General features: G+C 37.4%; 13 protein-coding genes and 2 other annotated features. Of the genes, 3 read left to right on the top strand and 10 right to left on the bottom strand.

Annotated elements, in window-relative coordinates:
- Positions 1–57: 57 nt before the first annotated feature.
- From G4Z02_RS07635 to spx, 9 genes are all read right to left on the bottom strand, one after another.
- Positions 58–1,242, bottom strand: a complete 1,185-nt coding sequence (locus G4Z02_RS07635; RefSeq protein ID WP_258877419.1) for a peptidase U32 family protein — start codon at positions 1,240–1,242, stop codon at positions 58–60.
- Entirely contained in the window at positions 1,239–2,135 is an 897-nt protein-coding gene (locus tag G4Z02_RS07630; protein ID WP_258877418.1) for a peptidase U32 family protein, read from the bottom strand. Before G4Z02_RS07630 ends, G4Z02_RS07635 begins: the two co-directional genes overlap by 4 nt.
- Before the next feature lie 4 nt (positions 2,136–2,139).
- On the bottom strand, positions 2,140–2,766 hold the full coding sequence (locus tag G4Z02_RS07625) for an O-methyltransferase (RefSeq protein WP_258877417.1): 627 nt from the start codon (positions 2,764–2,766) through the stop codon (positions 2,140–2,142).
- A 4-nt stretch (positions 2,767–2,770) separates the two neighbouring features.
- Entirely contained in the window at positions 2,771–3,028 is a 258-nt protein-coding gene (locus tag G4Z02_RS07620) for a DUF1292 domain-containing protein (RefSeq protein WP_258877416.1), read from the bottom strand.
- A 7-nt stretch (positions 3,029–3,035) separates the two neighbouring features.
- The gene (ruvX, locus tag G4Z02_RS07615; protein WP_258877415.1) at positions 3,036–3,452 is read right to left on the bottom strand and encodes a Holliday junction resolvase RuvX; all 417 of its coding nucleotides are present in this window, start codon (positions 3,450–3,452) and stop codon (positions 3,036–3,038) included.
- Positions 3,449–6,076: an alanine--tRNA ligase gene (alaS, locus tag G4Z02_RS07610; protein WP_258877414.1), complete on the bottom strand. Its 2,628-nt coding sequence runs from the start codon at positions 6,074–6,076 to the stop codon at positions 3,449–3,451. The genes ruvX and alaS overlap by 4 nt, the downstream gene beginning before the upstream one ends.
- Positions 6,077–6,115: 39 nt before the next feature.
- Positions 6,116–6,309, bottom strand: a binding site (T-box leader).
- A gap of 61 nt (positions 6,310–6,370) precedes the next feature.
- Positions 6,371–8,710: an SF1B family DNA helicase RecD2 gene (recD2, locus tag G4Z02_RS07605; protein WP_258877413.1), complete on the bottom strand. Its 2,340-nt coding sequence runs from the start codon at positions 8,708–8,710 to the stop codon at positions 6,371–6,373.
- A gap of 124 nt (positions 8,711–8,834) precedes the next feature.
- Positions 8,835–9,851, bottom strand: a complete 1,017-nt coding sequence (gap, locus tag G4Z02_RS07600; RefSeq protein ID WP_258877412.1) for a type I glyceraldehyde-3-phosphate dehydrogenase — start codon at positions 9,849–9,851, stop codon at positions 8,835–8,837.
- A 132-nt stretch (positions 9,852–9,983) separates the two neighbouring features.
- On the bottom strand, positions 9,984–10,457 hold the full coding sequence (gene spx, locus G4Z02_RS07595; protein WP_258877411.1) for a transcriptional regulator Spx: 474 nt from the start codon (positions 10,455–10,457) through the stop codon (positions 9,984–9,986).
- 165 nt (positions 10,458–10,622) lie between these two features.
- On the opposite strand from spx, the gene pepF reads away from it, so the two are divergent.
- The 3 genes from pepF (at position 10,623) to G4Z02_RS07580 (ending at position 14,561) form a co-directional block, all read left to right on the top strand.
- Positions 10,623–12,383, top strand: coding sequence for an oligoendopeptidase F (gene pepF, locus G4Z02_RS07590; RefSeq protein WP_258877410.1), 1,761 nt, complete (start codon positions 10,623–10,625; stop codon positions 12,381–12,383).
- Between the two features lie 19 nt (positions 12,384–12,402).
- Positions 12,403–12,603: a binding site (T-box leader), on the top strand.
- A 40-nt stretch (positions 12,604–12,643) separates the two neighbouring features.
- A complete protein-coding gene (gene trpS, locus G4Z02_RS07585; RefSeq protein ID WP_258877409.1) occupies positions 12,644–13,642 on the top strand; it encodes a tryptophan--tRNA ligase in 999 nt (332 codons plus the stop codon).
- 19 nt (positions 13,643–13,661) lie between these two features.
- Complete coding sequence (locus G4Z02_RS07580; protein ID WP_258877408.1) at positions 13,662–14,561, top strand: helix-turn-helix domain-containing protein; 900 nt, start codon at positions 13,662–13,664, stop codon at positions 14,559–14,561.
- A 21-nt stretch (positions 14,562–14,582) separates the two neighbouring features.
- Here G4Z02_RS07580 and G4Z02_RS07575 read toward each other — a convergent pair whose 3' ends face one another.
- Entirely contained in the window at positions 14,583–14,861 is a 279-nt protein-coding gene (locus tag G4Z02_RS07575) for a hypothetical protein (RefSeq protein WP_258877407.1), read from the bottom strand.

Here is a 14,861-nt window from a genome sequence, read left to right as displayed (position 1 = left end):
CTTAGCTGTTTCTACATTCATTATATTATAAAATACGTAAATTTCAATAAAATTATACTATAACTTGCGAATCATGTCATATGGATGAACCGGGAATGGAATCAACACTTTAACATGTTGCTTTGGATGGCGAGCCGCATCCAGTTCAGTACCATCCTCATCCCAGATAGTTTCGACCTTAAACTTAAGTTTTTCCATCGACGGACTAAAAACTTCCACTTCATCACCTGGAACAAATTTGTTGCGTTGTTCAACAGTTGCCATCAAGGTGTTCGGATTATAGTCAATAACAAGCCCAATAAACTCTTGTGTTGGTTGTTCACTACGAAGATTATATAGTTGTTCGTGAATGGTTGTCATTCCATCCATAAAGCCGTGGGATGATAAACGATTTTCCGCTTTTTTGATTTCTAGTAGGTATCGTGGCAAATCGACATCCATATCATCACAAATACTGTCAATTAAATGACGATAGGTGTGCACGACTGTAGCAATGTAATGGATTGATTTCATCCGTCCCTCGATTTTGAGACTATCAATACCGATATCAATCAAATCACTAATATGATGCACGGTTTGTAAATCCTTTGAACTCATGGAGAAGTACATATCATCATTCAATTTCGTATTTCCATCATAAAGGTCGTAATTCCAACGACAACTATGGGCACATCCACCACGATTTGCATCTCGGTCCGTCAGATTGTTTGACAAGGTGCAACGCCCAGAGTAACTAACACACATGCCACCGTGAATGAACACTTCTAAGTCACATGTGGTGTTTTCACGCATCACCCGAAGCTCATCTTTAGATAACTCACGAGCTAACACGACGCGTTTCACACCTTCTGATTGCCAGAAGTTTACGCTGTAGTGGTTTGTCAATGACATCTGTGTTGAGATGTGAACCTCGAGATTGGTGTGTTTTTTTGCCGTATCAATAACAACTGGAGAAGCGCAAATAATTGCATCTACACCAACACGTTCCAACTCGATAAGATAGTCATCAAGCCCATCAATATTATCGTTGTGAGGAATGATGTTGGTTGTGACATATATTTTTTTCCCGTGTTTATGAGCGAACTCACAAGCCTCTTTGATCTCTTGGATCCCAAAATTGGAAGCACGGGCTCGTAAACTAAATTGTTTCCCACCAATAAAGACAGCATCCGCACCATACATAATGGCGATTTTCAGTTTTTCCAAATCCCCAGCAGGGGCAAGTAGTTCTGGTTTTTTCATTCGTCACTACCACCTTTCTCGTAGGTGGTTTTTTTATGTAAGAAGCCGGTATCATGATCATCTTGATACTGTTTAGCAAATTGTTTTGCTTTCTTAGAATTGGGATGATCTAGCAAGAACCGATAGTGTTGAATCGTTTCTTTAATATATGCTGTATCCTTAAAAATACCATCAATAATAAAGACATCAACCAAGTCCTTCAATGCATCTATTTCTTCATATGAGGCCATGACTTTATCTCGAAAGATATGTGTTCCATGATCGTCTTGAAAAATCGGATAGGATTCCTCTCGGATCTCTTCAACTAGACGTAAATTACGGTTTTCAATATATTGTCGATGGTCTTCTTGATTATATTTAAAATAGTTTTCGATTAAAGGACGCCGAGATTGGAACATGTTTAAATGGCCATGCCCTATCAATGACAGTTCAATGGTAGACTGCTCGTGAAATGCACGCATGTCTTCCAATGGAATTTCTTTGGCAATGGTGATTCCTTTGATTCCTTTGCGCTGCCAAAATATGGCATCATAATAGTTTGTATTAAGGGTTTCTGGATTGTAAATTAATTTCTCCTCAAAATGGTGTTCACGAGCAATTTGAAGGACTGCAATGTCTCCAAAAATTATCCCGTCAACATCAAGATCCATAAGAAAACTAAGATGCAGTTTTAGTTCTTCTAGATCCTTGTTGTGAACAATCATATTCACCTGGATATAGAGTTCTTTGTTTTGATTCTTTGTTATCTCACGAATTTCCCGCAACTCAATGTTTGAGAATGAAGTTGTCAATCGATTCGCAAAGTGGCCATTACCTGCGATGATAATGTCCGCTCCAGCCTCAAGCAAAGCGGGAACACTTGCGACGTTAAAGGGGGTAACTGCTAATTTCATTGAATCACTCCTTTTTGATACTGACACTCATACCATCACCAAGTTCGTATATGACGGTGTCAAACTGCTCTTGTTCAATTAGAAAATGATTGAAATCATCGATTTTTTCTACCAAACGTATTAAATTACGACTTTTACCGGTTGTATCGCCGTGAACTAAGCCATGAAATAACAGATTATCGGTGACAATTACTCCACCCACCGGTAGCAAGTTTTGAAACTTGCTGAAGAACCGCGCTGATTGTGCTTTTGCACCATCGATAAAGATTACATCGACAGAGGGAAGCGTTGTTTCATCGATCTCTAATGCATCGGCTTCAATAATGGTTATTTGGTTCTCTAAACCTGCATGCTTGATGTTTCGTTTCGCTTGTTCTACCATGTCTGCTTCACGCTCAATGGTCCACACCTGTACATCGTTTTTCAACGCCATTGCAATCGCACTATAACCGATAGCACTACCGATTTCCAAGACTTTCTTCGCCTGTTTTAATTGTAATATTTGGTGTAAGAAACGAATTCCATCTTCGGTTATTATCGGTATATCATGTTCATTTGCGTACGTGCGTAAAAAAACCAATATTGGGTTGGTTTCTTTTGGATTTAGTTTTGTTACATAAGGAATCGACAAGGACTTATTCCTCGTCCTCTGTGAAAAAGGAATCAATCACTTCTTGAATCATGTCATATTCCTCATCGGTTTCAAGTTCGAGTAGTGTCCCACCCATATCATCAGTCTCTTCGTAACGTGCAGCGAGAACTTCATCGGTTTCTCCTAGTTCTTTGTAGACAACATAGTTGATGTTGGTTTCAGTACTGGTGAACGTCAATATAATTTCATATTCCACTTCGTTCCCTTGTTCATCTTGTATAAACAATCGTTTATCATCCATTTTATTCCTACTTTCTACGATCGAGATACCCTTGCAAAATAATCGTTGCTGCCATGGTATCGATCGTTTGTTTTCGTTTTTTTCGTTGCAGTTTTTGTTCCTTCATCATCGAGGAAGCCATCTTTGACGTTAATCGTTCATCCCATAAGATGATTGGTATATCAAGTTCATCCTCTAATAGCTTTTTGAATCGCTCACTAATCTGCCCCTGTTCACCCACAGAACCATCCATATTTTTTGGGTATCCCAAAACAATCTCTGTGATGTGACTCTCCTCGACAAATTGCACAATATAGTTTTTTGCAGCTGGAAAATCACGGTCGTCAAAACGGTACGTTTCAACTGGTCGTGCTAAAAATCCAAGTTTATCACTAATCGCAATTCCAATCGTACGATTTCCTAAATCAAGACCCAATACTTTCATTGAATCAACTCTTTCACGGCATGTAGGGCGTCATCCACTTTTGTGATATCCTTCCCCCCAGCTTGTGCCATATCGGGTCGACCACCACCATTTCCACCACAGATGACTGCAGCCTGTTTGGCAATTTGACCAGCATGTAGTTTCTTATTCTGGCTCTTTGCAATAAAGGTTACTTTGTCACCAGTGATATTGGCAATGAAGACAAATCCTCCCGTGAGATGATCCATCAGAGAATCGGCAAGTGGACGCAGGCTATTCTTATCGATATCCTGGGTTTTAATCACTAGTGTATTACCAACTTTCTGAGCGAGATACTGATCGGTATTTTCCATCGTTTGCTGTTTCGATAATTCTTGATACTTTTTATCTAAATCCCGTACTATTTGACCAAGTTCTGCAAACTCGTTACGTTTATTAATAACATCTTGATAACTGCCAATAATCGTACTATTTCGTTTGAACTCAAACGATAACTCGATTCCTTTTCCATGTGCTTCCTCAACAATTTTGTGTGCTTTTTCTTCGAGTTTATCCATTTCTTTATGGAAGCCTACAAACTGTTGCCGAATATTGTCAATTGATGCATTCGCATGACCGCTAATCCGATAGATACCGGATCCTTTGCTTTCGATTGATGCAATTGCAAACTTCTCGATATCACCGGTATTTTCAACATGTGTTCCACCGCACAAATCAATTGTCGTTCCCATGTTGACCACACGAACTTTATCACTGTATTTTTCGCCAAATTCAGCAATTGCTCCCATGTTTTTTGCATCCTCAATGGTTTGCTCAGAAATATCGACATCCTTGGCTTCTTGAATGTGTTGATTAACGATACGTTCGATTTCAAGTAATGTGTCATCGTCTAGATTATCATAGTTATTGAAGTCAAAACGCATGGCTTCACTACTTACATTTGAACCTTGCTGGCTAACGTGACTTCCAACTACTTCACGCAATGCAGCAAACAATAAGTGTGTGGCGGAATGATTGTACATCGTTAACCGTCTGGTTTCTTCATCAACGATTGCTGTAATCGGATCACCATCACGAAGATCATGATGATCTAACAAATGAATAAATTGTCCATTTGGTAGTTTTTGGACATCCTGTACGACGTATTCTTGATCATCGGTACGAAGTACCCCTTGATCGGCCACTTGGCCACCACTTTCTGCATAGAATGGAGTTTGTGCTAACACAACTCCCTCTTCAAACGCTTTAAGGACGGTTGTTTCTTCTCTTAGGTGGTGATATCCTGTAAATTCATCTTGCTCTTTAAAATTAATGAATGCTTCGTTTTGATGGTTCATTGAAACGAGATTCTTACGCGCACTACGTGCCCGTTCTTTTTGTTTGTTCATTTCATGATGGAATCCATCCACATCCACACTAAACCCAGCTTCTTCTGCCATTTCCATTGTCAATTCAAGTGGAAATCCATACGTGTCATATAACGTAAAAGCTTGTTCTCCAGATAAGGTTTTTGATGCGTTTGTCGTGATAATTTCGTCGAGAATTTTCTCCCCTTGAGACAATGTTTCAAAGAATTTTTCTTCTTCCAAACGAATAACTTTCTGAACCAATTGTTTTTGGTCTGTTAAGTATGTATAGAAGTCCCCCATTGCTGCAATTACATCATCCACCAACTCAAACAAGAATGGGTGATTTATTCCAAGGGATTTTCCGTGCTTGATTGCGCGACGCAATAGACGACGAAGAACATATCCTCGACCTTCATTGGACAAGACTGCGCCATCACTCACCGCAAAGGTTACCGTACGGACATGATCGGCGATGACTTTGTAGGACATTTGACCATTATATGGTTGGTTTGCATACCGTTCAATCCCATGAATAATGGTCATAAACGTATCGGTTTCAAAATTGGTTGGGACATCTTGAATGACACACGCCATTCGTTCAAGCCCCATTCCGGTATCAATATTTTTAGAAGGTAACTCGGGATACTCATCGCGTGATAAACCATTCTTTGCATTGAACTGAGAAAATACAATATTCCAGATTTCAATGAATCGATCGTTTTCAATATCATGCTCAACAAGCGATAAATCAAATGGCCCGTATGCTTCACCACGGTCGTAAAAGATCTCTGTATCAGGCCCACATGGTCCTTCACCAATTTCCCAGAAATTATGCTCACAACGAATTAAATGATCTTCTGCAATTCCTGCTTTCACCCACGCATCATATGTATCCTGATCATCGGGATAGACGGTAATATAGATGTTCTCTTGTGCAAAACCATACCATGCATCATCAAATAATAATTCGTATGCCCACGGAATGATTTCATCTCGGAAGTAATCCCCGATGCTAAAATTTCCAAGCATTTCAAAAAAGGTTTGATGCCGTGCTGTTTTGCCAACATTGTCAATATCATTGGTACGAATACATTTCTGAGCATTCACAATCCGTGGATTACTAGGAATGACACGACCATCAAAATATTTTTTTAGTGGTGCGACGCCTGCATTAATCCATAATAATGTTGGATCGTTATTAGGTATTAAACTAGCACTTTCTTCTACTTTGTGATGTTTGTCTTTAAAGAAATCCAGCCACATTTGGCGAATTTCATTGGTTGTTTGCTGTTTCATCGTAAATCACTCCTTATTCAAAAAAAAGTCCATCCTTATTCAAAGGACGAACATTATATCCGTGGTACCACCTTAATTTCTACTATTGTAGACACTCAACTCTTTAACGCAGAGATACGGGTTGGTTTAGAACCTCTTGGAAGTAGCTTCTAGAATCGTCATCGTTCGTTTGCACCGTCCACGAACTCTCTAAAGATGTTAAACTCTATACTCGGCTTCCGCATTGATTTCATTTGTATTATACACAATCTATACTCAAATAGCAAATGGTTTATCTCCTTTTTATAGCCATACTTATTCTTTTTCTTCGTCCATAAAATCATAGGGAGATAACGTTCCTAAACTCTCTCCAAAGGTATCAAATGGTAAATCCAAATGGCGAATATCTAGCGAGGATATGTCCTTCGTCGTAACCTCTTCTTTCGTTAATACCACAGCAACAATATCATCCTTGAGTGTACTTTGGCGTTCCTCTTCAATTCGTGTAACACCATATTCAAATGCACGGATATCACCCATCACAATCAGCTTTTCTTTCGCCCGGGTAATTCCAGTATACAACAACTTTCGTTTTAACATAATCGAATAGGTTTTAAATACTGGCATAATCACAACTTTATATTCACTACCTTGAGACTTATGAATGCTCATCGCATACGCATGTTTCAAATTAATCAAATCACCTTTTTTATAAACCACTTCATTACCAAAGAAATCAACAACGACTTGATCCTCACTAGTGATTCCTACAACAATTCCTTGATCGCCATTCATAATCTGGTCTTCGATTTGATTCGTTAACTGAATTACTTTATCCCCAATCTTAAAAATACGATCCCCGTGTTCCAAGGTATTTTCATTGTTGGTATTAAACTGCTCTTGAATCGTTTTATTTACATAATCGATTCCCGTTGAACCCTTATACATTGGAATCAGAATTTGAATATCTTCAATTAAATCATACCCTTGATTTTGAAGATAGGTTACACTACTTATCAAGCGATTGGTAAAATTTGGTACTTGTTCACTAACGAACATCCGATCATCAAATACATCGTTCATGTCACGGGGAATTCGTCCATGATTGACATCATATGCAAGGTCAATAATTTTAGACGATTCTGCTTGACGATGAATCGTATTTAATTTGACGTAATCAACCATATCTGTATCGATTAAATCTTTTAGAACTTGTCCTGGACCAACACTTGGTAGTTGGTCTTCATCGCCAACGATAATAATTTTGGTATCATCGGGAATCGATTGTAATAACTGTGATGCCAAAAAGACATCAATCATCGATGCTTCATCGATGATGATGACATCCGCATCAACAAGATTTTCTTTATTATGAATAAATTTCCCGTCAAATCCATACCCCAAAAATCGATGAATTGTTTCGGCATAGATGTTGGTTGCCTCATTCATTCGTTTTGCCGCTCGACCAGTTGGCGCAATCAATTTAATCTCAAACAATGGATCATTGTATGTAATTGGGATTTGATGATATTTCGCATATACAAAAACAATGGCATTGATAACGGTTGTTTTACCCGTCCCTGGTCCCCCAGTTAGTATAAAGAGATTACTACTAATGGCTTTATGAATGGCTTGTTTCTGCAACGTAGTAAATACAATATCATCACGAGATTCAAACAGTTTTATCAGGTTATCAATCGTTTTTTTATCAACCTCATCCTCATCTTGACTTATGGCTTGTTTTACACGTGAGATAATTTGTGATTCTGCATATTGAATGCTACCTAGTTTTATAACATCATCATCGATATATAGTATCTTCTCATCTATCAGTTCTTGGAGGTAGGTTTCAATTATTTCCCGTTCGACTAAAAATTGGCGTTTATTGAGCGCAGAATCCAGGTAGTCTAACAACTGATCTTTGTATAAGAATGTATGACCATAATTGATGCCCATCAATTGATACAAATACATGATCATGGCTTTAATACGGAGGGGATGATCGTCCTCAAAGCCTAGGCTTTTGGCAATGATATCCGCACGTTCAAAGCCAATCCCTTCAATATCATAAATCAGTTGATAGGGATTTTGTTGGATGATTGCGATTGTCTCATTTTGATAAAACTGAAAAATCTTTATCGCCATTTTTGGTGTAATACCATATCCATACAGTTGAATTAGTGTATGTTCTGCCGCTTTATTGTCGATTAATCCCTGGTGAATGACATCTATCAACTTAGATGATAATTTTGGGACACCTTCCAAGACATTTTTATCATCCAATACTTGTTGAATTGTATCTTTACCAAGGTGATTGACAATTCGTTCCGCGGTTTTAATTCCAACCCCTTTAAAAAGGTCACTCGATAGGTATTCAATTAAACCAGGAATCGAGGTATCCGATAGTTTCTCATAGTTTTTAACAACGTATTGTAGTCCATATTTACTATGTTCTTTGAATGTTCCGAAGAACTTAATTTCTTCCCCGCGCATTGGTACCGGAAAATATCCTGTTACTGTAACATAGTCGGTATCATCAAAAACAAACAAGTTTAATTGTTCGGAACTATCGGTTACTTTGATTTTAATAATCGTATACGAGTTTTCCTCACTATGGAAGATGATCGCCTTTACGATTCCTTGGATGTATTCCATAAAAATCACCGTCTTTATTATATCACAAATCGCTGATATCAATATTGAAAAATAGTCATAATTATTAGACTTGTTTCACGGTTCAATTAAAAAAAAGACTTGCTTCAGCAAGTCTTATAAAGAACTAGTCTTTTAAGTTTTCAGCTAAGAATTTCATGGTGCGAATCATTTGAGCCGTATAACTCATTTCATTGTCGTACCATGTTAATACTTTAACTAGTTGTTTCCCATCAACCGTCATAACTTTGGTCATGTTTGCATCAAACAATGTACCAAATGTCATTCCGATTGTATCGCTGGAAACGATTGGATCTTCAGTATAACCAAGAGACTCATTTGCAGCAGCTTTGACAGCAGCATTGATTTCTTCTTTGGTTGTTTCTTTTTCGAGTTCAACAACTAAGTCGACACAAGATCCTGTTGGCGTTGGAACACGCAACGCGATTCCATCTAATTTTCCATTCAATTGTGGTAATACTTTACCAACAGCTACTGCTGCACCGGTACTTGTTGGTACGATGTTCGCAGCTGCAGCGCGTCCACGACGTGCAAAAATTCCTTTTTTGTGAGGTGCATCCAATGTGTTTTGGTCATTGGTGTACGCATGCACGGTTGTCATGAATCCTTTTACAACACCAAAATTGTCATCCAATACTTGAGCGATTGGTGCCAAGCAGTTTGTCGTACAAGAAGCTCCACTTACAACGGTTTCTGTTCCGTCTAAGATGTCATGGTTAACGTTAAATACAACGGTTTTTAAATCGCCTTTTGCAGGTGCACTGATAACGACTTTTTTCGCTCCAGCTTTAATGTGTTTTTCAGCTTTGTCTTTTGTCGTAAAGAATCCAGTACATTCTAAGACAACTTCAACGCCTAAGTCTCCCCATGGAAGGTTCTCAGGATCTGGTTGTGCATAGACTTTAACGGGTTTCCCTTCAACAACGATAGAATCTCCATCAACATGGATGCTGTCTGACTTGTAACGACCTTGAGCAGTATCATATTTTAGTAAGTATGCAAGGGTTTCTGCATCTGTTAAATCGTTTAATGCAACGATTTCAAAATCTGGATCTTCGTTCATTAATCGGAAAGCTAAGCGACCAATACGACCAAATCCATTAATAGCAACTTTAATAGCCATTTATAAAATTCCTCCTAATTTTTTTTAATTCCACATATATTATAAATCGTTTAGTTAAAAATTACAACCAATTGGGCTCCTCGTAAACGCTTTCTTTTTTAGGAATACAAAAAGGCTAACCATTCAGTTAACCTAGTTTTGATGTACTCCACTTCGTTCTTTATCACGCAATTCTTCAAAGTAGATATTTAGTGCATTTTTATAATCACAATCATCGCCTTTATCACAGGTTGTACACATAATTATTTCCCGTAAACGGCGGGGAATAAAGGTACGGATCTCATCTTCGTTGTAACCAACTTGCATTTTTTGATCCTCGATAATGATAGGCCGACGTAATACACTCGGATTATTAATAATAAAGTTTGTAAGTTCACTCATTGTCATGTCGTCGATATCAAGATTCTGTTCTTGGAATACTTTCGAACGCGTCGAAATAATATCTTCAAATCCACTATCTGTATTTCGTAACATAGCAACAATGTCGTCTCTTGTTAATTGAATATTGAAAATATTTTTTTCACGATATTCAATACGGTGATCTTCAAACCATTTTTTTGCTTTTCTACAAGAAGAGCAACTTGGAGTAGTATAAATAGTAATCATGTTGTATCACCTCTTTTTTATAATTTTTATAAGAAACCAACCTTGCACTCTTATTATAACACACTATAAATAAGTTGCAATACTAAATATATCTTTTGGTAGCGTTTTCTTTTTTATAATTTCCAATTATGGTATAATATAGAAAGTTGTAAGGAGGAATTACACATGAAATGGAAATTAGAGAACTTATATAAGACCTTAGAAGAGTGGCAAAAAGAGTACGATCATGTCGAACAATTAATCGACACACTTGCCTCCTACCAAGGAAAACTACATGAATTTAAAACCTTCAAAGAATACTATACGTATCAGAAGGAACTCGGTACGAAATTAATCAAAGTCTATCAATATGCAGCACTAAAATCAGACCTAAACAAGAAAGTCACAGAAAACGCCGCAAGAGTTCAAAAAATGCAATTTTTACTAAGTAAATTACGTCAAAAAACCGCGTTTGAATCACCGGAATTACTTGGGATTGGTAAAGATACTATCGATTCGTTTATTGAACAAGATGAAACATTGCATGAATACAAATTCTCCATTGAGAAACTATTCCGCAACCAAGAACATGTACTTGATCAAAAAAGTGAATCCATCATCGCCAACTTTAGTCAGTTAACCAGTAAAGGTAGTGAAGTGTATACAGCACTAAGCATTGCTGATAACGAACCGAAGGAAGTAGAACTTGAAGATGGTGAGAAGGTTGTGATTACCAGCGGAAACTACCGCAGCTACCTCGCGGATCTGAAATCGCCAGAAGATCGACGCAAAGTCTTTGAAGCGATTTTCAGCCAATACAAAGATCACAAAAACTCCTATGCTCAAATTTACAACACGATTCTCCAAAGCAATATTGCACGGATGAAAAACCGCAACTATTCTTCCAGTTTGGAATCGTATCTATTTGGTAATAACATCCCTCTAGATGTCTACCACAATTTAGTCGAAGTTGCTACGTCCAACACCGACCCCATCAAACGATATTACAATCTTCGCAAAGATTACTTAGGTCTAGAGAAACATCATACATATGATCGCTTCATGCCACTTGCTTCAAGCAACTCCAAGTTCACGTATGAAGAAGCAAAAGACATCTTCTTTAAATCTATTAACCACCTGGATCAAGAGTTTATTGACAAAGCAAAATCTGCACTCGAAGATGGCTATGTCGATGTATACGAACAAGATGGAAAACAAACCGGAGCCTACAGCTGGGGTGCAGTAAACGAACATCCTTTCATTTTGCTAAACTACGATGATACCTTGAATTATGTATTCACAGTTGCCCACGAAGCCGGACACTCGATGCATTCTCAATTTTCCAGTGAGAATCAACCTGTTGCAACCCAAAACTATACCATTTTCGTCGCAGAAATTGCATCAACATTTAACGAACACAATCTTCTAGATTATTTCATTCAAAACAGTAATACGACAAAAGAAGATAAAATCATGCTGTTGCAACAATCCATCGATGATATTCTCGGTACTTTCTACCGCCAAACCTTGTTTGCTGCATACGAACTAAAAGCACATGAGTTAGCGGAACAAGGAACCCCAATTACACACGAAGCATTATCGCAAATCATGGTTGATTTATACAAACAGTACTATGATATCGATATTACCGAAGAAAACGGGAAAGAATATGTTTGGGCATACATCCCCCACTTGTTCCATACACCGTTTTACGTCTATCAATATGCAACCAGCTTTGCAGCGTCACTAAAATTATATGAACTCGTCAAAGAGGATCCAACGAATATCAAACACCACATCGAACTACTAAAATCCGGTGGTAATGATTATCCTGTTATGCAAGTTCAAAAAGCTGGCGTTGATTTAACAACCAAAGATCCGTTCTTTGCCGTTGTAAACCGCTTAAACAGTTTATTGGATGAATTAGAGGTTGCATTGAAGGAATAATTGTTGTATCATAAAAGCAATCAACACAACGACTGGACAGAGTACGATACACCCCTTGTATACCTAGCGAGTTTGGAATGGTGAAAGCCAAACAATACAACGTATCGGAATGGACCCATGAGTGGTACTAATCCTACCCGTTAACCAGCGTTAATGGTACCAAGTGCTAGAGTACTCTAGAACAAAGGTGGCACCACGGACTTACAAGTTCGTCCTTTACCAAGGACGAACTTTTTTATTTTATAAGGAGGACTATTAATATGAAACGAATACTCTCGGGAATCCAACCGACTGGATCCCTTAATATCGGAACATATCTTGGAAGTGTGAAAAACTTTGTAAAACTACAAGATGAGTTGCCGGACTATGAATTTTTCATTTTTATCGCTGATTTACACGCAATCACGGTATACAAAGACAAACAGGAGTTACGCAAACTGATTCGTGAACTCGCCGCACTATACATTGCTTGCGGATTACGTCCCGAACGCGTGAACCTTTTCATTCAATCTGAAGTTCCCGCTCATGCGCAAATGGCATATTTACTTCAATGCAATGCCTACATTGGTGAACTCGAACGAATGACACAGTACAAAGACAAAAGCAAAAAACAAGAAACTGGTGTCACCGTTGGATTATTCACTTATCCGACATTAATGGCAGCCGATATTTTGCTGTACGATCCGGATTTTGTTCCGGTCGGACGCGATCAGAAACAACATCTAGAACTAACTCGCGACATCGCTCAACGTGTCAACAACAAATACAACGATATCTTTACCGTACCCGAACCACTCATTGCCGAAGTTGGTGCAAAAATAAACAGTCTCACCGATCCAACCGCAAAAATGAGCAAATCCGATGCCAATGAAAAATCCCGAATCAATTTACTCGATCCGGAACACATCATTAAAAAACGAATTCGTTCAGCTGTTACCGATTCCCTTGGAACGATTACGTACGATCCCGAAAAACGACCTGGTATATCAAATCTTATGACGATTTACTCATTGATTGGCAATAAATCATTTGACGAAATCGAAGCGATGTATGCTGACAAAGGGTACAAGGAATTCAAAGATGACTTAGGAGAACTTATCTATCAAGAATTAAAACCGATTCAAGACAGATACAACGAACTCATCAATTCCAAGGAACTAGATGACATCTTTGACAAAGGTCGAGATGCTGCATACAAAGTATCTCAAAAGAAACTCTTCAAGTTAATGAACCGCATTGGTTTAGGACGCAAACGCTAAAAAAGAAGGAAGGTATGCTATGAACAACTATGAATTCGCTCAATTCATCGATCAACTACGACTATCTCGCAACATGTCACGTGAAGACCTTGTTGAAGGAATCATCTCCCTTAGACACTACTACCGATTCATAAAAGGAGAAACAACTATCAATAGTAATGTTCTAATTCAGTTCTTAGAGAGATTAGAACTATCAGAAACCCAACTATTTGGTAATTTTTACTCAGCGTCTGATGAACTATATAAAAAATTAATAGAGATTTACAGAAAAGTATATGTAGATGATCTGAAAATAGCATATGAATTATTCAGTTCTATTGAAAAAACAGATCTTGACAATGAGACAAATAAAAAATTCTATGAATTTGTTAACTTACTTCTATCCGTAAAACAAGATAGATTAACCTACAATGAGGCTTCGACACAACTTATACTTTTGATTGATTATCCAAATGTTCTTAAAAAAGATGTACTTACATTTGTTGAAAAATCGGCTTTGATTTATTTAGTAAACTACCTTACTTTACAAAAAGATTATAGAATAGCCAATTTTTTCTACAAAATTGTGCAGAATGAAATAAATAATGGATCTAATACCGATAATACAACAATTCCTTTTCGAATCATAACTGCAAAATGTCTAGGAATCGTCGATGAGCACGAAAAAGCACTAAATCTTTTACAATCAGCACAAAATACTTTCATAGTCTCTGATAATTTTTTGCCTATGATAAATTTATTTTATTACAAAGCCGTTGCTGAAAAGAAGCTATATGATGATTACAGATATAGAACATCTCTCCAAAAAATGTTTGCTCTGCTAAACATTTCTGATAACTATAGTATAAAAGAAGGCTACAAAAAAACAATTTACAAGACGTTTGAATTGCTTGAGCAAGACTTAGTTGAATTCAAATAAAAAAGAGACATCGTCTCTTTTTTAATTCGAAAACTTAAACATAAACTCTTTAATAAGTCTCTGTGTTTTATGATGGGAATCTAAATTTATTACCCAACGATTTTCTTCTATGGCATTAATATTTTCTTCATACCACTCATTAAGTTTTTGGATCATAATTTGTATCATTGAATAATCTTCATTTACCATGGCATTTTTAAGTTTATTTAAGTAGCTCATTACGTATGGATCACATGAATATTGTTTAATGGTACCTAACATTCCATCATATTCTATTGTAAGTTCTTGCAAAGCTGTCAT

The sequence above is a fragment of the Candidatus Xianfuyuplasma coldseepsis genome (assembly GCF_014023125.1).
In the GTDB taxonomy this organism is placed as follows: Bacteria; Bacillota_I; Bacilli_A; order Izemoplasmatales; family Izemoplasmataceae; genus Xianfuyuplasma; species Xianfuyuplasma coldseepsis.
The sequence above is the reverse complement of the archived record's forward strand: the minus strand, read 5'-3'. Positions and strand labels throughout refer to the sequence as shown.